At 41.6% G+C, this 23,607-nt stretch carries 21 protein-coding genes, 2 tRNA genes, 2 pseudogenes and 1 other annotated feature; of the genes and pseudogenes, 22 read left to right on the top strand and 3 right to left on the bottom strand.

Annotation, left to right across the window (positions count from 1 at the left end; genetic code table 11):
* Positions 1-6: 6 nt before the first annotated feature.
* The 15 genes and pseudogenes from NSU16_RS13880 to NSU16_RS13810 all read left to right on the top strand — a co-directional run bounded on the left by NSU16_RS13880 (position 7) and on the right by NSU16_RS13810 (position 12,667).
* Positions 7-450 carry a thioesterase family protein gene (locus NSU16_RS13880; RefSeq protein WP_326190978.1) on the top strand — a complete coding sequence of 148 codons (444 nt, stop codon included), beginning with the start codon at positions 7-9 and terminating at the stop codon, positions 448-450.
* Positions 451-565: 115 nt separating this feature from the next.
* Positions 566-790 (top strand): spore germination transcription factor GerE, encoded by a 225-nt coding sequence (gene gerE / locus NSU16_RS13875; RefSeq protein ID WP_003184172.1) that lies wholly within the window; start codon positions 566-568, stop codon positions 788-790.
* A gap of 238 nt (positions 791-1,028) precedes the next feature.
* Entirely contained in the window at positions 1,029-1,469 is a 441-nt protein-coding gene (locus tag NSU16_RS13870) for a MarR family transcriptional regulator (protein ID WP_010335201.1), read from the top strand.
* A 7-nt stretch (positions 1,470-1,476) separates the two neighbouring features.
* The gene (gene racE / locus NSU16_RS13865; RefSeq protein ID WP_081720844.1) at positions 1,477-2,295 is read left to right on the top strand and encodes a glutamate racemase; all 819 of its coding nucleotides are present in this window, start codon (positions 1,477-1,479) and stop codon (positions 2,293-2,295) included.
* A gap of 115 nt (positions 2,296-2,410) precedes the next feature.
* Positions 2,411-3,511 carry a spore germination protein GerM gene (gene gerM / locus NSU16_RS13860; RefSeq protein WP_029441379.1) on the top strand — a complete coding sequence of 367 codons (1,101 nt, stop codon included), beginning with the start codon at positions 2,411-2,413 and terminating at the stop codon, positions 3,509-3,511.
* A gap of 110 nt (positions 3,512-3,621) precedes the next feature.
* Complete coding sequence (gene rph / locus NSU16_RS13855) at positions 3,622-4,359, top strand: ribonuclease PH (protein ID WP_010335199.1); 738 nt, start codon at positions 3,622-3,624, stop codon at positions 4,357-4,359.
* Between the two features lie 12 nt (positions 4,360-4,371).
* Positions 4,372-4,968: an XTP/dITP diphosphatase gene (locus NSU16_RS13850; protein WP_168748466.1), complete on the top strand. Its 597-nt coding sequence runs from the start codon at positions 4,372-4,374 to the stop codon at positions 4,966-4,968.
* Positions 4,969-4,982: 14 nt separating this feature from the next.
* Positions 4,983-5,492: a YfcE family phosphodiesterase gene (locus NSU16_RS13845; protein ID WP_339191211.1), complete on the top strand. Its 510-nt coding sequence runs from the start codon at positions 4,983-4,985 to the stop codon at positions 5,490-5,492.
* Positions 5,493-5,622: 130 nt separating this feature from the next.
* Positions 5,623-5,696 (top strand) — tRNA-Arg (locus NSU16_RS13840).
* Between the two features lie 320 nt (positions 5,697-6,016).
* Positions 6,017-7,486: a hypothetical protein gene (locus NSU16_RS13835; RefSeq protein WP_339191209.1), complete on the top strand. Its 1,470-nt coding sequence runs from the start codon at positions 6,017-6,019 to the stop codon at positions 7,484-7,486.
* Positions 7,487-7,552: 66 nt separating this feature from the next.
* A pseudogene (locus NSU16_RS13830) lies at positions 7,553-8,182 on the top strand (recombinase family protein).
* Between the two features lie 594 nt (positions 8,183-8,776).
* The gene (locus NSU16_RS13825; protein WP_339191206.1) at positions 8,777-9,691 is read left to right on the top strand and encodes a hypothetical protein; all 915 of its coding nucleotides are present in this window, start codon (positions 8,777-8,779) and stop codon (positions 9,689-9,691) included.
* Positions 9,692-9,702: 11 nt separating this feature from the next.
* Positions 9,703-10,179 carry a hypothetical protein gene (locus NSU16_RS13820; protein WP_151280732.1) on the top strand — a complete coding sequence of 159 codons (477 nt, stop codon included), beginning with the start codon at positions 9,703-9,705 and terminating at the stop codon, positions 10,177-10,179.
* 14 nt (positions 10,180-10,193) lie between these two features.
* The gene (locus NSU16_RS13815; protein ID WP_339191203.1) at positions 10,194-12,224 is read left to right on the top strand and encodes a hypothetical protein; all 2,031 of its coding nucleotides are present in this window, start codon (positions 10,194-10,196) and stop codon (positions 12,222-12,224) included.
* 369 nt (positions 12,225-12,593) lie between these two features.
* Positions 12,594-12,667, top strand: a tRNA-Arg gene (locus NSU16_RS13810).
* A 54-nt stretch (positions 12,668-12,721) separates the two neighbouring features.
* Here NSU16_RS13810 and NSU16_RS13805 read toward each other — a convergent pair.
* From NSU16_RS13805 to cotQ, 3 genes and pseudogenes are all read right to left on the bottom strand, one after another.
* On the bottom strand, positions 12,722-13,549 hold the full coding sequence (locus NSU16_RS13805) for a YsnF/AvaK domain-containing protein (protein ID WP_229146570.1): 828 nt from the start codon (positions 13,547-13,549) through the stop codon (positions 12,722-12,724).
* A gap of 185 nt (positions 13,550-13,734) precedes the next feature.
* A pseudogene (locus NSU16_RS13800) lies at positions 13,735-14,189 on the bottom strand (GNAT family N-acetyltransferase).
* A gap of 170 nt (positions 14,190-14,359) precedes the next feature.
* Entirely contained in the window at positions 14,360-14,686 is a 327-nt protein-coding gene (gene cotQ / locus NSU16_RS13795; RefSeq protein WP_229146574.1) for an inner spore coat protein CotQ, read from the bottom strand.
* Between the two features lie 436 nt (positions 14,687-15,122).
* Positions 15,123-15,372, top strand: a binding site (T-box leader).
* A gap of 121 nt (positions 15,373-15,493) precedes the next feature.
* Between cotQ and ilvB the strand changes: the two genes are divergently transcribed.
* From ilvB to leuD, 7 genes are read left to right on the top strand one after another with little or no spacing between them, the layout of a single operon-like run.
* Positions 15,494-17,218, top strand: coding sequence for an acetolactate synthase large subunit (ilvB, locus tag NSU16_RS13790; RefSeq protein WP_010335193.1), 1,725 nt, complete (start codon positions 15,494-15,496; stop codon positions 17,216-17,218).
* Positions 17,215-17,733 carry an acetolactate synthase small subunit gene (gene ilvN, locus NSU16_RS13785; protein WP_326227480.1) on the top strand — a complete coding sequence of 173 codons (519 nt, stop codon included), beginning with the start codon at positions 17,215-17,217 and terminating at the stop codon, positions 17,731-17,733. The genes ilvB and ilvN overlap by 4 nt, the downstream gene beginning before the upstream one ends.
* Positions 17,734-17,756: 23 nt before the next feature.
* Entirely contained in the window at positions 17,757-18,785 is a 1,029-nt protein-coding gene (gene ilvC / locus NSU16_RS13780; RefSeq protein ID WP_010335191.1) for a ketol-acid reductoisomerase, read from the top strand.
* Positions 18,772-20,328, top strand: coding sequence for a 2-isopropylmalate synthase (locus NSU16_RS13775; protein ID WP_010335190.1), 1,557 nt, complete (start codon positions 18,772-18,774; stop codon positions 20,326-20,328). The genes ilvC and NSU16_RS13775 overlap by 14 nt, the downstream gene beginning before the upstream one ends.
* A gap of 20 nt (positions 20,329-20,348) precedes the next feature.
* The gene (gene leuB / locus NSU16_RS13770) at positions 20,349-21,446 is read left to right on the top strand and encodes a 3-isopropylmalate dehydrogenase (protein ID WP_286058220.1); all 1,098 of its coding nucleotides are present in this window, start codon (positions 20,349-20,351) and stop codon (positions 21,444-21,446) included.
* A 51-nt stretch (positions 21,447-21,497) separates the two neighbouring features.
* Positions 21,498-22,916 carry a 3-isopropylmalate dehydratase large subunit gene (gene leuC, locus NSU16_RS13765; RefSeq protein WP_339191199.1) on the top strand — a complete coding sequence of 473 codons (1,419 nt, stop codon included), beginning with the start codon at positions 21,498-21,500 and terminating at the stop codon, positions 22,914-22,916.
* 12 nt (positions 22,917-22,928) lie between these two features.
* Complete coding sequence (gene leuD, locus NSU16_RS13760) at positions 22,929-23,528, top strand: 3-isopropylmalate dehydratase small subunit (protein WP_010335187.1); 600 nt, start codon at positions 22,929-22,931, stop codon at positions 23,526-23,528.
* The last annotated feature ends 79 nt before the right edge of the window (positions 23,529-23,607 follow it).

Raw genomic sequence — 23,607 nt, 5'->3', positions numbered from 1 at the left:
AGTGAAATGAAGCTTCCTGCTTACATTGACATGCCGTTTCAAAAATGGAAAGAATCCTTTTCTTTTTTTAATGAAGTTTCTGTACGATTTTCTGAGACAGATATGTTTGGACATATGAATAATGTAATCCCTTTCATCTATTTTGAAGAAGCGAGGATATCTTATTTTAAACATTTGAATATGATGAAACAAAATAAGCCAACCATGACCGTCGTCGCCAGTCAGCAATGTGATTATCTGCGCCAAGTCATGCCTTATGAAGACTTGCGTATTTATGTGAAAACAAGCGCTGTCGGCAGTTCATCCCTCACCTTGCATTACCTCGGAGAAAATAGCGTAGGGGAGCCCTGCTTCACCGGAGCTGTTGTCATGGTTCAAGTGTCAAAGGAAAGCGGAAAGGCTGTCAGCTGGACGAATGAGGAGAAAGAAAAGCTTCTCCATACACCATAAACTAATTCTTCTGTAAACGTCACCTCCTGAGCCCTCCTGACATATGATATCTTGACTATATCAAAACCCATTCGTTTCAGATTCGCTCTCACCTTAGCAAGGAGGGTTACAATACTTGAAGGAGAAAGAATTTCAATCGAAGCCGCTGCTAACGAAAAGAGAAAGAGAAGTGTTCGAATTGCTCGTTCAAGATAAGACAACAAAGGAGATTGCAAGCGAGCTATTTATCAGTGAGAAAACCGTTCGAAACCATATTTCAAATGCCATGCAGAAATTGGGTGTGAAAGGGCGTTCGCAAGCCGTTGTTGAGCTTCTTAGAATGGGTGAGCTAGAGCTTTAATCCTTGCCGGTATTCCTTCTTTTCAGGAGGGAGCCGGTTATTACTGTTTGTTTGAAAAGTTCCGAATTCCTATTTTAAACCAGGATGATACGATATAAAACGAGATTTCAATTTGCTTTCATTTGCCTAATGTCCCTCTATTTCTCGTCCCGCGAGTCTTGCATTTTCTATAAAAAAGAAGGAAAATAGACACGGAACGCTTTTGTGCGTAAGAGATCCTTGAGTGAGGGATGGACAAATGACATCAAAACCTTTGGAGCATGTTGCGGACATTGAAAAGTCGCTCCGCCACATTGCCGCGATCATTAAACAAAAAGGAAGAGAAATCCTAAACCAATACGCAATCACGCCGCCGCAATTTGTCGGTCTGCAATGGCTTTATGAATTAGGAGACATGACAATCGGCGAACTATCGGGGAAAATGTATCTGGCATGCAGCACGACGACGGATCTCATCGACCGTATGCAAAAAAATGAGCTTGTCGAGCGGGTAAAGGACCCGGCGGACAGACGTGTCGTCAGGATACACCTTCTGCCAGAAGGAGAACGCATTATCCAAGAAGTCATTACAAAAAGGCAGGAATACCTGCGTGATATGTTCGAAACGTTTACAGATGAAGAAATAGCCATCTTCGAAAAATCATTGATGAAACTGCAGCAAGAAATGAAGAGAAAATGAGGCGATTTTGTTGGAACAACCAATAGGAGTCATTGATTCCGGGGTTGGCGGGTTAACCGTTGCAAAGGAAATCATGAGACAGCTACCAAAAGAAAATATAATTTACGTAGGGGATACGAAACGGTGTCCGTACGGCCCGCGTCCTGAAGAAGAAGTGCTTCAATACACGCGGGAGCTGACAAATTATTTGTTGAAAAACCACCACATTAAGATGCTGGTGATCGCCTGCAACACCGCGACAGCAATTGCACTGGAAGACATCCAGCGCGACGTCGATATTCCGGTGGTCGGGGTGATCCAGCCTGGTGCGCGGGCAGCGATAAAAGTGACGGGAAACCAGCATATCGGTGTGATCGGCACAGAAAATACCATTAAGAGCAATGCTTATGAAGAAGCCCTTCTGGCATTAAATGCCGAACTGAAGGTTGAAAATCTTGCCTGTCCGCTGCTTGTGCCGTTTGTGGAAAGCGGAAAGTTTCTGGACAAAACAGCAGACGAGATTGTCAAAACATCACTATCTCCGTTAAAAGATACATCGATTGACTCGCTGATTTTAGGCTGCACCCATTACCCTATTTTAAAAGACGCGATTCAAAGATATATGGGAGAGCAAGTGAATATTATTTCGTCAGGCGATGAAACAGCCCGGGAAGTAAGTACGATTCTATCGTATAAAGGACTGCTGAATCAATCTTCGTTTACCCCGAATCATCAATTCCTGACTACAGGAGAACGGGATCAGTTTGCGAAAATAGCAGATGACTGGTTTGGCCATGAAGTAGGTCACGTAGAATGCATCTCTTTGCGAGAACCAATTAGAAGATAGTTTTGCCCCGCAACGGCGTGTTGCGGGTTTTTTGTGTTTTTAATGGAATTCATCGGTCTATTTCCCGCTGAGGCTCGTATACATAGTAGTACAAACAGCCTTAGGAGGGAAAAGTATGCTGAAAAAAGGACCTGCAGTCATTGGTGCCACTTGTCTCACCTCTGCCTTGCTTTTATCCGGGTGCGGTTTATTTCAATCCGATAAGACAGCCGAGGAAATCGATCCGCCTCAAGACGTTACATACGTAAATGATGAAGCGGGGACCGATTCAAATACAACAGCAGCCGAAAAAACAAAAAATGAAAAAAGTGATACCGAAAAAGCGAATCAGGACTCTTCTACAGTGATGAGGGAGCTTTATCTCATTGATAAAAACGGTTATGTCGTTGCGCAAACGATGCCTCTTCCGAAAAGTGAAGGAACGGCTAAGCAGGCGCTTGAATACCTTGTGCAGGGCGGGCCTGTGTCAGAGATTCTGCCGAATGGCTTCAGAGCCGTTTTGCCGGCTGACACAACTGTTAACGTAGACATCAAAAAAGATGGCACTGCTATAGCGGACTTCTCGAAAGAATTTAAAAACTATAAGAAGGAAGATGAACAGAAAATCGTCCAATCGGTGACGTGGACGCTGACTCAATTCAGTTCAATTGATAAAGTGAAGCTGAGAATCAACGGCCATGAACTGAAGGAGATGCCTGTAGGCGGCACGCCGATCTCAGACGATTTAAGCCGTAAGGACGGGATTAATTTGGAAACTGCCGGCGTCAATGATCTCACAGCTACACATCCGCTGACAGTCTATTATTTAGCGGAAAACGATGACAGTGAATATTACGTGCCGGTAACAAAACGAATTGACAATTCCAAAACAGACGACATTACAGCGGCTATTAATGAACTGGCTGAGGGCCCGAGCAAGGCGAGCGGCCTGTTGACGGATTTCAGCGAAGATGTGAAGCTGGTCAGTAAGCCGAAAATCAAAGATGGACGTGTAACGCTAGATTTTAATCAATCCATTTTTGGAAGCGCCGATGAAAAGACGAAAATGATTTCTTCAGAAGTGCTTAACAGCATTGTGCTGACTCTAACAGAGCAGCCGGATGTAAAAAGCGTATCCGTTAAAGTGAACGGGAAAGCCGAGCTTGTGAACGAAAAAGGCGAAAAACTTTCAGAAGCGGTATCCAGACCGTCTCAAGTGAATACGGGTAGTTTTTAAATTGGGATTTTTGATATACTAGAAAGAAAGAGGTTAGCGTTCCGGCTGCCTCTTTCTTTATTCAATTCCGGGACAAAAATGGTTTATGTACATACAATCGGAGGTAAAACATGAGACATGACGGAAGACAACATGATGAGCTGCGTCCAATTACATTTGATTTGGACTTTATCAGCCATCCGGAAGGGTCTGTTCTAATAACAGCGGGAAATACAAAAGTAATCTGCAACGCATCTGTAGAGGATCGCGTACCACCGTTTTTGCGGGGCGGAGGCAAAGGGTGGATTACAGCTGAGTACAGCATGCTGCCGCGGGCTACAAATCAAAGAACGATCAGAGAATCTTCCAAAGGGAAAATTTCCGGCAGAACGATGGAAATTCAGCGTTTGATCGGCCGTGCGCTTCGGGCAGTCGTTGATTTAGAGAAACTGGGTGAACGTACGATTTGGATTGACTGTGACGTCATTCAGGCGGACGGAGGAACAAGAACGGCTTCCATTACCGGAGCATATCTTGCCATGGCGATTGCAATTGGCAAGCTGCTCAAAGCGGGAACGATTAAAACAAACCCGCTCACTGATTTCCTGGCAGCGATCTCTGTCGGAATTGATAAAGAGCAGGGAATTTTGTTAGATTTAAATTATGAAGAAGATTCTGCTGCTGAAGTTGATATGAATGTCATCATGACAGGCAGCGGCCGCTTTGTGGAGCTTCAGGGAACAGGGGAAGAGGCAACCTTTTCACGTGAGGATCTGAATGGCCTTCTCAGTCTTGCAGAAAAAGGCATTCAGGAACTGATTGACAAGCAAAAAGAAGTACTGGGCGATTCTCTTCCAGAACTGAAATAATGACAGAAAGGCTTGATCATCATGAAAGAAGCAATTATTGCGACTCACAATCCGGGAAAAGTGAAGGAGTTTAAAGAAATCCTTGAGCCGAGAGGGTACGAGGTAAAATCATTAGCTGAAATCGGATTTACAGAAGAGATAGAAGAAACAGGCCATACGTTTGAAGAAAATGCGATTCTAAAAGCGGAAGCGGTGGCAAAAGCAGTGAACAAAATGGTCATTGCAGACGACTCGGGTTTGTCCGTTGATAATTTAGGAGGCCGCCCCGGCGTCTATTCAGCACGCTATGCAGGGGAACAGAAAGATGACCAGGCGAATATCGATAAAGTGCTGAGTGAGCTGAAAGGCATCGAAAAAGAGCAGCGTACGGCCCGTTTTCGCTGCGCGCTTGCCGTGAGTATTCCGGGAGAGGAAACAAAAACTGTTGAGGGGCATGTTGAAGGGTATATTGCCGAGGAGCCGAAAGGAGAATACGGCTTTGGCTATGACCCGATCTTTATCGTCAAAGATAAAGATAAGACAATGGCAGAGCTGACAAGTGATGAAAAAAATAAAATCAGCCACAGGGCTGACGCACTTAAAAAGCTGTCGAAGCTGTTGGAGGCATAAGGGGGAGCGTATATATGAACGTGCTGATTATCAGTGACAGCCATGGACTTGAAGAAGAACTCCAAACCATCGCGAAACGTCATGAAGCGGATGTTGATCTCATGATTCATTGCGGAGACTCTGAGCTTGAAACCGGCCATCCGGCGTTAGAGCCTTATTCCGTTGTAAAAGGCAATTGTGATTTTATCGGCGATTTTAAGGACGAGCTCCTGCTGATGGCCGGTTCCAAAAAAATATTGGTTACGCATGGACACCTTCATGGTATTAAACAGACCTTGCTAAACGTATACTATCGTGCAGAGGAGCTTGGAGCGGAAATCATTTGCTTCGGGCATTCACACATCGCAGGAAGCGAAATGCTGCGCGGAAAACTGATGATTAATCCAGGCAGCATCCGCCTTCCAAGGGTGCGCAGCACAGAAAGCTATGCTATACTGTCTTTAGAAAATGATACAGCAACAGTGCGTTTTTATAACCAAGCAGGCGATGAAATCATTGATTTGCAACACCGTGTAACCCTATGAAATATCACATGAGGAAGAAAATTTTCTTCCTCATGAAAAAAATTCTAAAAAACCGTTGACTTATCATTGCAACCCATATATAATAAATCTTGTCGCTGATAGTTAAAGCGAAAACAAAAAAACAAAACGTGTCCCAGTAGCTCAGCTGGATAGAGCAACGGCCTTCTAAGCCGTCGGTCGGGAGTTCGAATCTCTCCTGGGACGTACCTATCATGACCCGTTATGGATTGCGGATTGTCTACGTTGAATCAACGATGACATATTCGCTGACATAGCGGGTTTTTTCGTTGTACGTAAGCGAACAGGCTTAAGAGTATGAAAAACCTGCACTTTCCCCGTACGTAATTGTTTAAACAGACTTTACAAATGTCATTTAGTATCACCTAATTTTTCGAACATGTATCTTTGTCACCACATAAATTAAGTTGAATAATGTCAAAGCACGAAAGAATATTCCGATTGTTGTTGAAACATCTGTTTCGTTTGGATAGAATTAACAGTATAAAAGCGCTAAGAACAGAGGGATGGCAATGAGTGTAAATGTTTACTTTTCTGACTTTTTCAATATAGATGCAAAAGTGGTTGAAAATTATGGAGCTTTTGATGTTTCCTTGATAAATGATTTTCCATTATTTATTGACCCCTTTCTGCTTTTTAATAGTAGTAAGAAAGAGTACCAAGAACTACATGATGGAATGATTAAGTATTTGATGTTCTTAAGAGATAAAGCACAAGTAAAAAAGATTTCCGATGGTCTATTAAAGGCATGGTTTATGTTTCCAGAAATTAAGCAGAACTGGCTTGGATTTTCTAAGAGCGGAAATGGAGGCAGTGGTCTAGGGAAAGATTTCGCAAAAGCTTTGTATTCCAATCTAAATAATGTACTTTCGAATTTTGGAGAAGAAAAAGTAACAGAAAGCAGCCACCTTGAAAAGCTCTGTATAATTAAAGAGAAGGTTGGGAAGGACAGTATAAGTGATTTTACTACAAGATTGATTCATGAATATTTACTTAAGTATACTCAAACGTTTGCTTTGCAGCATTTAGACAAGAAGGACGTTAAAAAGGTTTCAGTTAATAATGTGAGATTTAATTATAAAACGGAGACATGGGAGAATGACACTTTTCAATTACCTTATATGAATGGAGATTATGTGCTGCTCTCGCCAGTTGATATCTTAACAAAGGACGAAACATGGATAAACAAAGCAGATATGGTAAAGGATTTTTCTCTTATCCCAGCGAGTATTGATAACGAACAGTTGAGGTTTCAAATCAATAATTATTTCATGTCTATACTTCCCAAAAAGCCATCTCAAAAAGACAGAAGCCTTGCTGTAGGTAGGGTTATATCTCAATACCCAGAATTCGTTGATTACTATATCAAGTATAAGGAAGAACGAGGAGACCAGGCGGAAGCAACAAGTATTGAGAAAGTGAAAGAATCAGCAAGATTTTACGTTGACAATTTTAAATCCCTGATTGATTTACTGGAGAAAGAAACGGAATTTTATCAAACGAAAGATGATACCTTTGAGGAATCCTTGAAAAGAGTCAAATATATGAAGCATGTTATTGAGGACAATGATGGATATCGCATATTCTACTCCAAAGGCCAGCCAATTAAAAGGGAAGAAGACCTCCAAATCTTATATAGGTTAACCTGGTTCGCAAGTGAGTCAGACGTTAATAGGGAGGTGAATAATGGTCGAGGTCCAGTGGATTACAAAGTGTCCAGGGGCAATAAAGATAAAACATTGATTGAATTTAAGTTAGCCAACAATTCACAACTAAAGAGAAACTTACAAAAGCAAGTAGAAGTATATGAGAAAGCAAATGACACCAAAAAATCAATTAAAGTCATCCTTTATTTTTCTGAACAAGAACTGAATAAGGTAGATAAAATTCTGCGAGAATTAAAGCTAACAGAAGCACAGAATATAATACTTATTGATGCAAGAAATGACAATAAACCGTCAGCTTCAACCGCTTAAGGAGTACCCCAAGACCACATCCAGTGGTCTTTTTTTTACCACTATTAAGGGAGGAAAAAAGAGAACATTTAAAAGTTTGGCTATGACCGTTTAAGCAGCAAAGACCAGAATGAAGGTAGACAAATTGAATCCATGAAGGAGCAAGACATTGAAGAACAGGTACATTGATAAGCGATCAGGGAAGAATTTTGAGCGTTACGACTACCAACTTATGAAAAGGTCATTGCGTGAAGGTGATGTTCTATATATACATTCACTTGACCGTTTCGGCAGGAACAAAGATGACATCCTGAATGAATGGCAGGGAATCACCAAGAACATAAAAGCTGATATTGTTGTGCTGGACATGCCTCTATTGACACAACGAAATATAAAGACAGCATGGGAAGCTTCATATCTGACCTTGTGCTACAAATATTGTCTTGGATAGCCCAGGAAGAAAGGGAGCGCGTCCGTAAAAGGCAGCGGGAAGGAATAGACTTTGCATTAAAGAAGGGTGTTCAATTCGGCAGGCCAAAAGCGGAACCAGCAGAAGGGTTTTATCAAGCATACAGCAAATGGAAAGCAGGAAAAATAACTGCCACGGCTGCCATTGAGGAAGCAGTGATGAAGCGCACAACCTTTTATAAGTTGGTGAAGGAGGTTGAAGCAGAGGAGGAAGGGGTGGACTTTAAGCCAAATACATCAAGCATATGAGGAAAGGGAGCTCTCCAGAAGCCGTAGCTTGGCTAAATTAATCGGAGGAAATGGAGAAGGATCCCAAAGTCCCTGCTCTACGAAATGCAGCCTAAGAGAGCAAGAACAGGGCTGTCATAGCATTATACAGAAAGATTAGTATGAGTAGAGAACTGTAGCAAAAGCATTTCGCATATTTCATTGTTTAACACCGCCTTTAACACAAAAAGAAGTCTTCTAACCTTCTAAGTATTGATATAACTGGGATAGAGGGCTTTTTTAATTTCGGTAGAACCTTATTTGTAAAAAGCATGCTTCGACGCATCTATGTGTAGTTGCTTTATAATAAGTAATCATTTGCAAAGTGATTTCTCGAAGTCTACTATTATTCCTTTACGATACAAAATATTCAGCTTTCTAAGCAGTTAATGTCGAAACAGTTTGCCAAATCTAGTAAAATGGTAGGAGTAGATTGTTTTACTAAAGTAAGCTAAACAAAATATGCAGTATGAAAATGCTAGACAGTTATCAAGTCATATATCGAGCTGGAAAAATAGAAGGTATATTCTGTGAAATGTCGAAACTTTGTATATAAACATTTTTGGGGGTTGCTTCATGGAAAGTGTGAAATTTTGGGATGGGGATGCATGGCAAATCCATATTGAAACATTGTTAAAAATGTATTATTCCATCGGAGATTATGTAGGCATTCCTGACCGTGATGGTGGAGATAGTGGGATTGAGGGCTTCGGACGTGACGGTAAATGCTTTCAGTGTTATGCACCAGTTGAGCCGTTATCAGTTGAGGATTTATATAAGAAACAAAGGAAGAAAATTACTGACGATATAAACAAATTTATTGAAAATAAAGAGGCTTTATATGAGTTTTTTGGTCCTACAAAAATTAATAGGTGGATATTAGTAGTTCCCAGACATGACACTTCTAAGTTAGTAAAACATGCTGAAAAAAAAGCAAAACTGGTAAGAGAGGCGCAGTTGCCATATGTAGCAGACGAATTTTATATACATATTGTAAATGAAACGTATTTTAAAAAAGAGTTAAATGTCCTTAGGCAGTCAGAAACACACGGATTAAGCATAACACCACAGGAAGTAGAACAGAAGGATATAGAAAAATGGATTAAAGAAAACGATAATGAACTGGTAGTAAACCTTGAGAATAAGATGGGAAAGCTCCCTACGTTAGATAACGATATTAAAAAGAATTTATTTAGAAATGAAATGTTGAAGAATTTTATTTCAGGACAAAACATGGTGGAATACTTAAAAGATAATCATCCATATATATATGAGAATCTATCTATGACTAAGAGGAGTAGAGAATCATATTTAAAAACAGAATCCTTATTGCATCAAGGAGGTAGTCCTTTACTGTTAAGTGAGTCAATGGATAGGTACAGAGCAGCATTAAAAGAAGAAGTTAAGGGAATATCAAGTCAAACACAAAATATCCTGGTACTTGAGGCTGTTTCAGACTGGTTACTACGCTGTCCTCTGGACTTTTATTAAGAGGTGATAATATGAATGTATTAGAGTTTTTAGATGTTGAATTTTCTTTTAACCCTCGGCCTCAGTATTTTTCTCCAGACCTAAATGTTGAAAGAAACTTAGTGTTGCTAACCTTAATTTTGAAAATTTGTTGTCGCGGTAATCGGTCATCGTTTAACAGAATTCAGGTATTGAATTGGGCGATTAAGAGTAGCAAAACAAGATATACCTTTAAAAGGTTGATTGAAAATGATACAAAACCTTTCGATATTATAGTAAGACATGAGCCTTGGTTAAATAGAATATTGGATATTGCAGTAGCTGAAGGACTTATTGAAGTTGTAAATGGTAAGAGTTTCCAACTTAGTGACGCTGGAGACAGATTTGTTGAAGAAATCATAAAAGAAGAAAGTTACTTTTCAGATGAGAAGACTTTTTTGAAAAATATTAAAAGCTATGTGACTGAAAATAAGCTTGATGAATTAGTAAAGGCGGTTACACATCTATGAGCTTGAAAATACGAATGTTAAAACTTGTCGTTGATACAGAGAAAGGTGAATTTGGAACGAAGTTACGATTTGAAAATGGTTTAAATATATTTCGTGCTGATAATTCAAGTGGGAAATCTACTTGTGTGCAATCTATAATATATGCACTAGGTTTAGAAGGAATGTTGAGTGCTAGCCATGAAGTTCCTTTACCACATGCAATGACAGATTTAATTGAAGTTAATGGCGATGGCGAAGAAATTAGTGTAAGAGGTTCTGAAGTATATCTTGAAATATCCAATCAACAAGAAGAAATTCTTACGATTCAAAGAACAGTAAAAGGTGAAAGAAACAAACATTTAATTAGCACTTTTGAAGGTCCAGCGTTAACTCACCCTTCAAATAACTACTTACAAAAAGACTATTTCGTGCGGGAAGGAGGAGCTGCTCAAAGGGAGAGAGGCTTTCATAAGAAGCTAGCTGATTTCTTGGGTTGGAATATACCTGAGGTTCTTCATTACAATGGCAATGCCATGTTGCTGTATATGGAATGTATACTACCCTTAATGATTATTGAACAAAAAAGAGGTTGGTCTGCTATCCAAGCTAATACTCCTAAACAATACGGCATAAGAGAGGTAGAAAAAAGAGCAATTGAATTTATATTGAAACTTGATGCTAATGAACTCTTTCTTGAAAAGCAATCATTAATCGAAAAAATAAAAGAATACAAAACCGAATGGAAGATGTTTATCAAGCAGCTAAAAAACATTTCTGAAAAAACCGATGTAACCATTGAGGCATTACCAGGGGAGCCTACTGGGGTTTTTTCCCCTAGGGTATTAGTTGAAGTAGATGGTGAAAAAAGTGAAATTTCCTACACGATTTCTGAAATGAAAAACAACCTAAAGCTTAGAAACTCAGATGCTATACCAAAAGTTAAAGAGGATATCAGGAGAGTACAACAAGAAATTGATATAGCAGCAGAGGCAATTGTAAAGAATCAAATTACTTATAATGAAAAATTGGAAGCCTTACAAATGGAAAGGTTACAGCAGAAGCAATATGAGGAGAGATTAACAGCAATAGAAGAGGATTTACAAAAATACAAGGATGTTCGAAGAATTAAGCAACTGGGTTCTATGCAAAATATCCAATTTACAAATGGTCAGTGTCCAACTTGTCATCAAGGGGTAACTGATACACTTCTTCCACAAACTCAACAAAATAACCCTATGAGTATAGATGAAAGTATTAACTTTTTGTATGGACAAAAACAAACAATCAAATATGCAAAAGAGAATACCAATAAAGTAATTGAATTTAAAATACAAGAGTTAAACCAAACCAGAAATAAGATTAAGAAGCTGCAGGAGTCTGTTAGAGATATGAAACAAACACTGATTTCTGATGAAAGAATTCCATCTTTATATGAATTGAAGGAAAGAATGAGACTTGAAGAAGATATAAAGCATTATGAAGAAACAGATGAATTAATTCACGAAATTGTAGAGGATATGTATGAATTAGGAGAACTATATGAAGCAAGTGTAAATAAGTTAAATGAACTCCCAAATAATTTGATATCCCGAAATGACTACATTAAATTGAAGAGCCTCGAAAAAATATTCAAAAGACATTCTAAAGATTATGGTTTAAAAAGTGTAAAGCCTGAAACTTTAAGTATTTCCACGGATACTTATAAGCCAATACATGATGGTTTCGAATTGTCTTTTGATTTACAGTTTGATTTATCAGCTAGTGACTTAATTAGAATGATATGGGCTTATTTAATATCCCTTCTAGAACTAAGTAGAGACTTTGATTCAAATCATCTTGGTCTGTTGGTCTTGGATGAACCAAGACAGCAAAGTACTGCTCTTGAAAGCTTGAGAGAATTCTTGAAGGATGCTTCTAAGTCAAAAAAATACAATCAACAAGTAATATTCGCAACAAGTGAAGAAGAAGGACCTCTAAAGGAATTATTAAATGATGGCGATATAGAACATCATTATATTGGTATACACGGAAAGATATTATCCAAAGTAGGTAAAGACGGTTTATAGGGGTTTCTTCAGTATGTTTATACTAAATGAAGTGAATGACTCGAAGTTATAACTATAAACATATGTACAGCAAAATATTCAAAGTAAGATTATGCTAACTATTAAACAGTGACTTCTAAAGGGGTCACTTTTTTTGGGTTGGAAAAGTGGGCAGGTTATCCTCATTTTCAAAAGGGCGTGAAAGGGATTAATCCATATGTAGTTTACGCACAATCCTTTTATATTTCATTTGTATAGATACTGAAACGGGACTATTTTCAAATTTTTTATTATTGAATTACAATGCGTGTGCAATTATAATAATAAAGGGTCAATCGGTCTAAGTTCGAAAAGTGACCGTTATACATACTGGAAGAGAAATAGAGGTTTGTCCCAGTAGCTCAGCTGGATAGAGCAACGGCCTTCTAAGCCGTCGGTCGGGAGTTCGAATCTCTCCTGGGACGTACCAAGAAAAAACCTCAAATCCTTTAAGGATTTGAGGTTTTTGTTTATGATGCTTATTTGTTATTTAACGTATCATCATCCAGGTCGCGGACATTTCCTTCTTTATTCAGACGAGGTTCTTCTTTTTTTACAGTTTCAGAAATATGCTCATTTTCTTCGACAGTCCGTTTCCCGATAACCACTTCATCCGTAACAACGGGTTTTTTGGTCACTTCAAGCTTTTCCTCAACGATAGGAACTCTGACCGTTTCTGAGTCATTTACGGGAGAAGCGTCTGCCGTGTTTTCATCCACCGGACGGCGTTCAACGTAAATTTCATCATGTCTTACCGGAATGTCTATATCTCTTTGTTCTGTTTTGACTTCTTTTCCGATTTCCACTTCACCGATTTGGATATCTTCTTTATCCACTTTCAGCTGTTCTTCTCGAAGCGGCAGGGTCTTTTCTTCTTTTGTTGTATAATCCACTGTCTCATTTGCATTTGCAAAGCCGCCTGAAAGGGCATTGCCATTATCAATAGGCGTATCTAAGTCTGCGTCTGTATCAACGGCTACGAGAAGCTTTCCGTCATCCAGATCCTCTTGATACTTGTCTATTTCATCATTTGAGATATCCAGATCTGATAATGCTTTGCTGTGTGCGCCTGTATCATCCATTGTGAAATAATCTTTCAGTTTATCGAAAAAGGATTCAGAATCACTATCATTTGCTTCAAGGGCTTGATTTACTTCTGTCCCTGTACGAGATTCGAGATAATCGGTATCCCGGCGATTTGTGACAACAGAAATATCGTCAGAATCATACCCCTTTGTTAGTAAGCCTTCAATCACTGCAATGGTCTCTTGTGGAGTTTCGTATACACCAACTACACTTTTTGTCATATTAATCTCCTCCTCTGTAAAAATAAAATTTTATCGTTCTTGTCGTCTTTAATTCCCGTTACGTTTTAAAATAAACAAAATCGAAAACACTTGGTGCGCTAACAGCATTTATGCGAAAGACGGGAGAAAATAAAAAAGATAGATAAGACAGAAACATAGTCCTGCACTTATCTATCCTCTATATTTCACAATTCCTTTGTCATAAACACGCTGTTCGGATCTTCCGTATAGTCTGCAAACGGCTGGCAATACAGGAAACCGAAGCTTTCATAAAGTTTTCTTGCCGGCTCGAAAGAAGTCATCGACCCCGTTTCCAAACTCAAGCGCTGATAGCCGCGCCGCTTGGCTTCTTCTATAATGTGCTGAAGAACCTTGCTGGCGACGCCCTTTCTTAAATGGGAAGAAGAGGTTCGCATCGACTTAATTTCTCCATGCCGGCTGTCCAGTTCTTTTAGTGCTCCGCAGCCGGCCAATTCATTGTCGTCCCATGCGCTCCAAAATGTAATCTCAGGTTTTTTCAGCCTTTCTATGTCCAGGCATGAATACTTTCAGCCGGAGACATGAGAGTCATGCTATGTAAATGCTCACTTACTAATTCGATCACTTGATGTCCGGTCAAATCATCTACTTTAATATGCAAAATGAATTCCTCCTCAAAAACCGTCACTCTGAACATACTTATCCTTTATCTTAAAATATATCCTTTTTGCTTCCAAATAGTAAGATAGGAAACCTCACATTCTATTAGCTTTATGTAAAGATGAATAAATTAATAAGTGCCGAACATAGATGTTCGGCACCTGATGATATTTAATATCGAAATCCTCCGTGTACACCAGATGCTCCGCTGAACCCTCCGGCGTGCGTCGCCGGGATACTAAAACCGCCGCCATGACCGCTATAGCCGGCACCTGAAAATTGCTGCCCGTAAAATCCTGAAGCATATGGAAATGAAGAGTACATAGCAGAGGGGGTGCTTAGCGGGCTGTATGCCTGGCTGAACGGCTGTCCGTATCCAAAGCCTCCATATGGCTGGTGGCCTTGCTGATAAAAGCCAGGGGCTGCCGGATAAAATGGCTGGGGAAAGCTTGGAAAACCCCCGGGAAATCCTTGGATGTCTGCAAATGATTTATTCATCGTATCACCTTTTCTTTGCAAGATAACACCAGTGTATGACGAAAAATAATGAAAGAGCCTATCCGAACTGAAATTGTTTTTTGCCAGAAGATCTTCCGTATATACGTCTCCTCGAAACAAAAACACGTCATATTATGTGACATGTTTATATGAAATTGAAAAATTCGAGTGTAAACTTGATAGATTAATAAAAAAATTACAAAAACTTTTATCTTTTGAAATTCCTTATATACCAATAATGAAAGCGTATACAGTATAGTTTGATTAATCTAAATTGTCTAATAATTTTAAAAATGCTGTTGACACTGCGTCCAAAGCGGCGTAATATGAGTTCAACAAAAGATAAACGCAAGTTTCACAAGCACAAATGATTGCAATAGGATACTAAAAAAATGATCTTATTGGACGGCAGAATAGATGTTCAAGAGACTGAATATGAAAAGCGCAGATGAGGATAAGTAGCCTTGAAAAAGCTTTCCACAGAGAACCGGATTAGCTGAGAACCGGCGAAGCTTTACAAGGTGAACTCGCCTCAGAGTGCCAGTCTGAAATCACAGTAGGACTTGGCCGGGTGAACGATGATGTTTACTCGTTATTAAAACGGATAGGAATATCCATGAGACGGCCGTATCAAAGGCCGTAAACAAGGGTGGTACCGCGGAAAGAAGAGCCTTTTCGCCCCTTTTGGCTATCGCATTCACTGCGCGGCTGATTGTGGGCGGAAGGGCTTTTTTTATTGAATAATCAGCTATAAAGCTAATAATTGATGATCTTTAGAGGATGAAAATCCAAAAGGAGGAACTAAAAATGGGGACTAATGTACAGGTGGATTCAGCATCTGCCAAATGTACACAGACGATGAGCGGAGCGTTAATGCTGATTGAATCATTAAAGAAAGAAAAAGTAGAAATGATATTCGGCTATCCGGGTGGAGCTGTACTTCCGATCTACGATAAGCTGTACAATTCGGGAATGGTACATATCCTTCCCCGACACGAGCAAGGCGCTATTCATGCAGCGGAAGGATACGCGAGAGTTTCTGGAAAACCAGGAGTCGTTATTGCGACATCAGGTCCGGGAGCGACAAACCTTGTTACTGGACTTGCGGATGCTATGATTGATTCACTGCCTTTAGTCGTCTTTACAGGACAGGTGGCAACCTCCGTTATCGGCACCGACGCTTTTCAGGAAGCGGACATCTTAGGAATTACAATGCCGGTTACAAAACACAGCTATCAGGTCCGCCAGCCGGAAGACCTGCCGCGCATCATTAAAGAAGCATTCCATATTGCAACAACGGGAAGACCGGGACCTGTACTAATCGATATTCCGAAAGATGTTGCAACAATTGAAGGGGAATTCAGCTATGATCACGAGATGAATCTCCCGGGATATCAGCCGACAACGGAGCCGAATTATTTGCAGATCCGCAAGCTTGTGGAAGCCGTAAGCAGCGCAAAGAAACCGGTTATCTTAGCGGGCGCGGGCGTATTGCACGGAAAAGCGTCAGAAGAATTAAAAAATTATGCCGAGCAGCAGCAAATTCCGGTCGTACACACGCTTTTAGGGCTCGGGGGATTCCCGGCAGACCATCCGCTTTTCTTAGGAATGGCGGGTATGCACGGCACTTATACAGCGAACATGGCCCTTCATGACTGTGATCTATTAATCAGTATCGGCGCCCGTTTTGATGACCGTGTCACTGGAAACCTGAAGCATTTTGCGAGAAACGCAAAGATTGCCCACATTGATATTGATCCGGCTGAAATCGGAAAAATCATGAAAACGCAGATTCCGGTTGTCGGCGACAGCAAAGTTGTCCTGCAAGAGCTGATCAAACAAAACGGCAAACAAGGCGATTCAAGCGAATGGAAAAAACAGCTTGCCGAGTGGAAAGAAGAGTATCCGCTCTGGTATGTAGACAATGAAGAAGAAGGCTTTAAACCTCAGAAACTGATTGAGTACATTCATCAATTTACAAAGGGCGAAGCCATTGTCGCAACGGATGTCGGCCAGCATCAAATGTGGTCAGCACAATTTTATCCGTTCCAAAAGGCAGATAAATGGGTGACATCAGGCGGTCTTGGTACGATGGGTTTCGGCCTTCCGGCAGCGATTGGCGCACAGCTGGCCGATAAAGATGCAACCGTGGTGGCGGTGCTTGGAGACGGCGGTTTTCAAATGACGCTTCAGGAACTTGATGTTATTCGCGAATTGAATCTGCCGGTTAAAGTTGTGATCTTGAATAACGCTTGTCTCGGAATGGTAAGACAGTGGCAGGAAATTTTCTATGAAGAGCGTTATTCAGAATCTAAATTCGCTTCACAGCCTGACTTTGTCAAATTGTCAGAAGCATACGGCATTAAAGGCATCAGAATCTCCTCTGATGCAGAAGCGAAGGAAAAGCTGGAAGAGGCATTAACATCAAAAGAACCGGTTGTCATTGACGTTCGGGTTGCCAGTGAAGAAAAAGTATTCCCGATGGTGGCTCCGGGGAAAGGGCTGCATGAAATGGTGGGGGTGAAACCTTGAAAAGAATTATCACATTGACTGTGGTGAACCGCTCCGGCGTGTTAAACCGGATCACCGGTCTATTTACAAAAAGACACTACAACATTGAAAGCATTACAGTTGGACACACAGAAACAACTGGCGTTTCCAGAATCACCTTTGTCGTTCACGTTGAAGGAGAAAATGATATTGAACAACTGACAAAACAGCTTAACAAACAAATTGATGTGCTGAAAGTCACTGACATCACAAATCAATCAATTGTCCAAAGGGAGCTGGCCTTAATCAAGGTCGTTTCCGCACCGTCAACGAGGACAGAGATTAACGGAATGATAGAGCCGTTCAGAGCTTCTGTCGTTGACGTCAGCAGAGACAGCATCGTTGTACAGGTGACTGGCGAATCAAACAAAATTGAAGCGCTGATTGAATTACTAAAGCCTTATGGAATCAAAGAAATTGCGAGAACAGGTACAACGGCTTTTGCGAGGGGCACTCAGCAAAAGGCGTCATCCAATAAAACAATATCTATTGTATAAAACATAACAAGGGAGAGATTGAAATGGTAAAAGTATATTATAACGGTGATATCAAAGAGAACGTATTGGCTGGGAAAACAGTAGCGATTATCGGCTATGGCTCACAAGGGCATGCACATGCGCTGAACCTGAAAGAAAGCGGAATTGACGTGATTGTCGGTGTCAGACAAGGAAAATCTTTCACTCAGGCGCAAGAAGACGGACATCGAGTATTTACAGTAAAAGAAGCTGCGGCTCAAGCTGAAATCATTATGGTTCTTCTTCCGGATGAACAGCAGCAAAAAGTATATGAAGCTGAAATCAAAGATGAGCTGACTGCAGGCAAGTCATTGGTCTTCGCTCACGGATTTAACGTTCATTTCCACCAAATTGTTCCTCCGGCAGATGTTGACGTATTCTTGGTAGCGCCTAAAGGTCCTGGACATTTGGTTAGAAGAACATATGAGCAGGGAGCAGGCGTACCGGCGTTGTTCGCGATCTATCAGGATGTGACAGGTGAAGCGAAAGATAAAGCTTTGGCATATGCAAAAGGAATCGGCGGAGCAAGAGCAGGCGTTTTGGAAACGACATTTAAAGAAGAAACAGAAACGGATCTGTTCGGTGAGCAAGCTGTACTTTGCGGAGGATTAACGTCCCTGGTAAAAGCTGGTTTTGAAACATTAACTGAAGCTGGTTATCAGCCGGAACTTGCATATTTTGAATGTCTTCATGAGCTGAAATTGATCGTTGACCTGATGTATGAAGAAGGATTGGCAGGCATGAGATACTCTATTTCTGATACTGCTCAATGGGGAGACTTCGTATCCGGGCCGCGTGTTGTAGACGCAAAAGTAAAAGAATCAATGAAAGAAGTCTTAAAAGACATCCAAGACGGAACATTTGCAAAAGAGTGGATCGTAGAAAACCAAGTAAACCGTCCTCGTTTCAACGCTATCAATACGAGCGAAAACGAACATCAAATCGAAGTGGTGGGAAGAAAGCTTCGTGAAATGATGCCGTTTGTCAAACAAGGCAAGAAGAAGGAAGCGGTGGTCTCCGTTGCGCAAAATTAATTTTTTCGATACGACGCTTCGTGATGGTGAACAGTCCCCTGGTGTGAACTTAAATACACAGGAGAAACTTGCCATAGCAAAGCAGCTCGAAAGACTCGGGGCAGATATCATTGAAGCGGGATTTCCCGCTTCGTCCCGAGGTGACTTTTTAGCTGTGCAGGAAATCGCAAAAACCATTAAAAATTGTTCTGTGACAGGTCTTGCCCGCTGTGTAAAAGGTGATATTGATGCTGCATGGGAAGCGTTAAAAGACGGTGCTCAGCCAAGAATTCACGTCTTCATTGCCACATCGGACATTCATTTAAAACACAAGCTGAAAATGACGCGTGAACAGGTCATTGAAAGAGCGGTTGAAATGGTGAAATACGCAAAAGAGCGTTTCCCGATTGTTCAATGGTCTGCTGAGGATGCCTGCCGAACTGAACTGCCGTTTTTAGCAGAAATCGTAGAAAAAGTGATTGATGCAGGGGCTACTGTCATCAACCTTCCGGATACAGTCGGCTATTTGGCTCCGGCTGAATACGGGAATATCTTTAAATATATGAAAGAGAACGTTCCAAACATACATCAAGCAAAGCTGTCAGCTCACTGCCATGATGATTTGGGAATGGCAGTCGCCAATTCTCTCTCAGCGATCGAAAATGGCGCTGATCAAATTGAATGTGCGATTAACGGAATTGGTGAAAGAGCCGGAAACGCTGCCTTAGAGGAAATCGCAGTTGCCCTTCATACCAGAAAAGATTTCTATCAAGTCGAAACAGGCATTACGCTAAATGAAATAAAACGCACTAGTGATTTAGTAAGTAAGTTTACAGGTATGGTTGTTCCGCGAAATAAAGCGGTAGTGGGCGACAATGCATTTGCTCATGAATCAGGCATCCACCAGGACGGCTTCCTAAAAGAAAAATCAACATACGAAATTATTTCACCAGAGCTTGTCGGTGTAACGGCAGATGCGCTTGTCCTAGGCAAGCATTCAGGACGCCATGCATTTAAAGACCGGCTGACGGCATTGGGATTCCAATTTGATAGTGAAGAAATTAATAAGTTCTTTACGATGTTTAAAGAGTTGACTGAGAAGAAAAAAGAAATCACTGATGAGGATCTTGTCTCTCTTATTTTAGAAGAAAAAGTAACAGACCGCAAGATTGGGTATGAATTTCTTTCTCTGCAAGTCCATTATGGAACATCTCAGGTTCCTACGGCTACGGTTTCTTTGAAAAACCAAGAAAACGCCCAGCTTATTCAGGAAGCGGCTACAGGAGCCGGTAGCGTGGAAGCGATATACAATACCCTTGAACGCTGTATCGATAAAGATGTGGAGCTCTTAGACTACCGCATTCAGTCTAATAGAAAGGGCGAAGACGCATTTGCCCAGGTTTATGTAAGAGTAGTAGTAAACGGAAAAGAATCCGCAGGGCGGGGCATAGCGCAAGACGTATTAGAAGCTTCGGCGAAAGCCTATCTGAACGCAGTCAACCGTCAATTGGTTTTCCAGTCTAATATGAACGGACTGCAAAACCATACAGCTGTCGGATCATAATAGAAAGGAGAACGGTTAACTTGAAGAAACGGATTGCTCTATTGCCCGGAGACGGGATCGGCCCTGAAGTATTAGAATCAGCGACAGACGTGCTGAAAAGTGTTGCCGAACGCTTCAGCCATGAATTTGAATTTGAATACGGCCTTATTGGAGGAGCGGCAATTGACGAACACAACAACCCTCTCCCAGAGGAAACCATTGCGATTTGTAAAAAGGCTGATGCTATTTTGCTCGGTGCTGTCGGCGGCCCGAAATGGGATCAAAACCCTTCGGAACTGAGGCCAGAAAAAGGGCTGCTCGGCATTAGAAAACAGCTTGACCTGTTTGCGAATTTGCGGCCTGTGAAAGTGTTTGAAAGCCTTTCTGACGCTTCGCCTTTGAAAAAAGAATATATTGATAACGTTGATTTCGTTATCGTTCGTGAACTGACAGGCGGTTTGTATTTCGGCCAGCCGAGCAAACGCTATGTAAACAGTGAAGGTGAGCAAGAAGCGGTAGACACACTGTTTTATAAGAGGGAAGAAATTGAACGCGTGATTAGAGAGGGCTTTAAAATGGCGGCTGCCAGAAAAGGCAAGGTTACCTCTGTTGATAAAGCGAACGTTCTTGAATCAAGCAGGCTGTGGCGCGAAGTGGCTGAAGACGTCGCAAAAGACTATCCTGATGTGAAACTTGAGCATATGCTCGTTGATAACGCGGCAATGCAGCTGATTTATGCACCGAATCAATTTGATGTCGTGGTGACTGAAAATATGTTTGGTGACATTTTAAGTGACGAAGCGTCCATGCTAACAGGTTCTCTCGGAATGCTTCCGTCAGCCAGCCTATCAAGCTCAGGACTCCATTTGTTCGAGCCTGTACATGGCTCTGCACCTGACATAGCAGGGAAAGGAATGGCAAATCCATTTGCGGCTATATTGTCAGCGGCAATGCTTTTGAGAACATCTTTCGGGCTTGAAGAAGAAGCGAAAGCTGTAGAAGATGCGGTCAACCAGGTTCTTACCTCTGGAAAAAGAACAAGAGACTTGGCAAGAGGTGAAGAATACAGCAGCACTCAGGCCATTACAGAGGAAGTTAAGACAGCATTGATGAGTGAAAATACAATTTCTAACGTGTGACAGCTTATGGTGTAAGCGGTCTTAGTTCATAGGTAGAGGGAGGAAATAAAGATGATGCCTCGAACGATCATCGAAAAGATTTGGGATCAGCATATTGTAAAACATGGTGAGGGAAAACCGGATCTTCTCTATATTGATTTGCATCTCATCCATGAGGTGACATCCCCTCAGGCATTTGAAGGGTTGAGACAAAAGGGAAGAAAGGTCAGAAAACCGCAAAATACTTTCGCGACGATGGACCACAACATTCCAACCGTCAATCGCTTTGAGATAACGGATGAAGTTGCGAAACGACAAGTGACAGCGCTTGAGCGGAACTGCGAAGAGTTTGGCGTACGCCTTGCCGATCTTCACAGTGTAGATCAGGGGATTGTCCATGTAGTCGGGCCTGAGCTTGGCTTAACGCTTCCGGGAAAAACGATCGTATGCGGCGACAGCCATACTTCGACTCACGGTGCATTCGGCGCCCTGGCATTTGGAATCGGAACGAGTGAGGTTGAACATGTTCTTTCTACACAGACACTGTGGCAGCAGCGTCCGAAAACGCTTGAGGTGCGTGTAGACGGGACACTGCAAAAAGGGGTAACCGCAAAGGATGTCATTCTTGCTGTTATCGGTAAATACGGCGTGAAATTCGGCACCGGTTACGTCATTGAATACACTGGGGAAGTATTCAGAAACATGTCGATGGATGAGCGGATGACCGTTTGCAACATGTCAATTGAAGCCGGAGCAAGAGCAGGTTTGATTGCGCCTGACGAAGTGACATTTGAATATTGCAAAAATCGCAAGTATACGCCAAATGGAGAAGAATTTGATAAAGCCGTAGAAGAATGGAAAGCGCTGCGCACTGATCCAGGCGCTGTTTACGATAAATCAATAGTGCTTGACGGCAATGACATTTCTCCTATGGTGACATGGGGTATCAACCCGGGAATGGTTCTTCCTGTCGATTCTGAAGTTCCGGCACCGGAAAGCTTTTCAGCGGAAGATGACAAAAAAGAAGCGATTCGCGCTTATGAATATATGGGGCTGACACCTCATCAGAAAATTGAAGATATCAAAGTGGAGCACGTATTTATCGGTTCCTGTACTAATTCACGCATGACTGACCTCCGCCAGGCTGCCGATATGATCAAAGGAAAAAAGGTAGCTGAAAGTGTTAGAGCCATCGTCGTGCCTGGATCTCAGAGCATAAAACTTCAGGCTGAAAAGGAAGGGCTTCATCAGATCTTCTTAGACGCTGGATTTGAATGGAGAGAATCAGGCTGCAGCATGTGTTTGAGCATGAATAATGACGTTGTTCCTGAAGGAGAGCGCTGTGCGTCAACCTCTAACCGCAACTTTGAGGGCAGACAAGGAAAAGGCGCGAAAACACATCTCGTCAGCCCTGCGATGGCTGCGATGGCCGCCATTCACGGCCATTTCGTGGATGTCAGGAAGTTTTATCAGGAAAAAACAGTTGTGTAAGGAGTGCACGAGATGGAACCTTTGAAAACACATACGGGGAAAGCGGCCGTATTAAATCGTATTAATGTTGATACAGATCAGATCATTCCGAAACAATTTCTGAAGAGAATTGAAAGAACGGGCTACGGCCGTTTTGCATTCTTTGACTGGAGATATGATGCGAATGGTGAACCGAACCCGGAATTTGAACTGAACCAGCCGGCTTATGAAGGGGCATCCATTTTAATAGCGGGAGAAAACTTCGGCTGCGGGTCATCGCGTGAACACGCTCCGTGGGCGCTTGATGATTACGGCTTTAAAATCATTATTGCACCGTCATTTGCTGATATTTTCCACCAAAACTGCTTTAAAAACGGTATGCTGCCGATTCGCATGCCATATGACAATTGGAAAAAGCTTGTCGGACAATACGAAAATCAGTCACTGCAAATGACAGTCGATCTTGAGAATCAGCTTATTCACGACAGCGAAGGCAACCAGATCTCATTCGAAGTCGATCCGCATTGGAAAGAAATGCTGATCAACGGCTATGATGAAATTTCATTAACGCTTTTACTTGAAGATGAAATCAAGCAATTTGAGTCACAGAGAAGCTCTTGGCTTCAAGCTTAAAAAAGCTGCCCGGCAATTTGTCCGGCAGCTTTTTTTTGCCTGGCAGAACCTTTCCTTTCTTGTTTTTGTGTACGGGTGT

Source organism: Bacillus sp. FSL K6-1003 (assembly GCF_037964945.1).
GTDB lineage: Bacteria > Bacillota > Bacilli > Bacillales > Bacillaceae > Bacillus > Bacillus mojavensis.
The sequence above is the reverse complement of the archived record's forward strand: the minus strand, read 5'-3'. Positions and strand labels throughout refer to the sequence as shown.

Excerpts from the sequence above, each read along its gene's own strand:
- NSU16_RS13880 (WP_326190978.1), top strand. The coding sequence starts at position 7 with ATGAAGCTTCCTGCTTACATTGACATGCCGTTTCAAAAATGGAAAGAA.
- NSU16_RS13870 (WP_010335201.1), top strand. The coding sequence starts at position 1,029 with ATGACATCAAAACCTTTGGAGCATGTTGCGGACATTGAAAAGTCGCTC.
- gerM (WP_029441379.1), top strand. The coding sequence starts at position 2,411 with ATGCTGAAAAAAGGACCTGCAGTCATTGGTGCCACTTGTCTCACCTCT.
- rph (WP_010335199.1), top strand. The coding sequence starts at position 3,622 with ATGAGACATGACGGAAGACAACATGATGAGCTGCGTCCAATTACATTT.
- NSU16_RS13845 (WP_339191211.1), top strand. The coding sequence starts at position 4,983 with ATGAACGTGCTGATTATCAGTGACAGCCATGGACTTGAAGAAGAACTC.
- NSU16_RS13835 (WP_339191209.1), top strand. The coding sequence starts at position 6,017 with ATGGCAATGAGTGTAAATGTTTACTTTTCTGACTTTTTCAATATAGAT.
- NSU16_RS13825 (WP_339191206.1), top strand. The coding sequence starts at position 8,777 with ATGGAAAGTGTGAAATTTTGGGATGGGGATGCATGGCAAATCCATATT.
- NSU16_RS13820 (WP_151280732.1), top strand. The coding sequence starts at position 9,703 with ATGAATGTATTAGAGTTTTTAGATGTTGAATTTTCTTTTAACCCTCGG.
- NSU16_RS13815 (WP_339191203.1), top strand. The coding sequence starts at position 10,194 with ATGTTAAAACTTGTCGTTGATACAGAGAAAGGTGAATTTGGAACGAAG.
- NSU16_RS13805 (WP_229146570.1), bottom strand. The coding sequence starts at position 13,549 with ATGACAAAAAGTGTAGTTGGTGTATACGAAACTCCACAAGAGACCATT.
- cotQ (WP_229146574.1), bottom strand. The coding sequence starts at position 14,686 with ATGAATAAATCATTTGCAGACATCCAAGGATTTCCCGGGGGTTTTCCA.
- ilvB (WP_010335193.1), top strand. The coding sequence starts at position 15,494 with ATGGGGACTAATGTACAGGTGGATTCAGCATCTGCCAAATGTACACAG.
- ilvC (WP_010335191.1), top strand. The coding sequence starts at position 17,757 with ATGGTAAAAGTATATTATAACGGTGATATCAAAGAGAACGTATTGGCT.
- leuC (WP_339191199.1), top strand. The coding sequence starts at position 21,498 with ATGATGCCTCGAACGATCATCGAAAAGATTTGGGATCAGCATATTGTA.
- leuD (WP_010335187.1), top strand. The coding sequence starts at position 22,929 with ATGGAACCTTTGAAAACACATACGGGGAAAGCGGCCGTATTAAATCGT.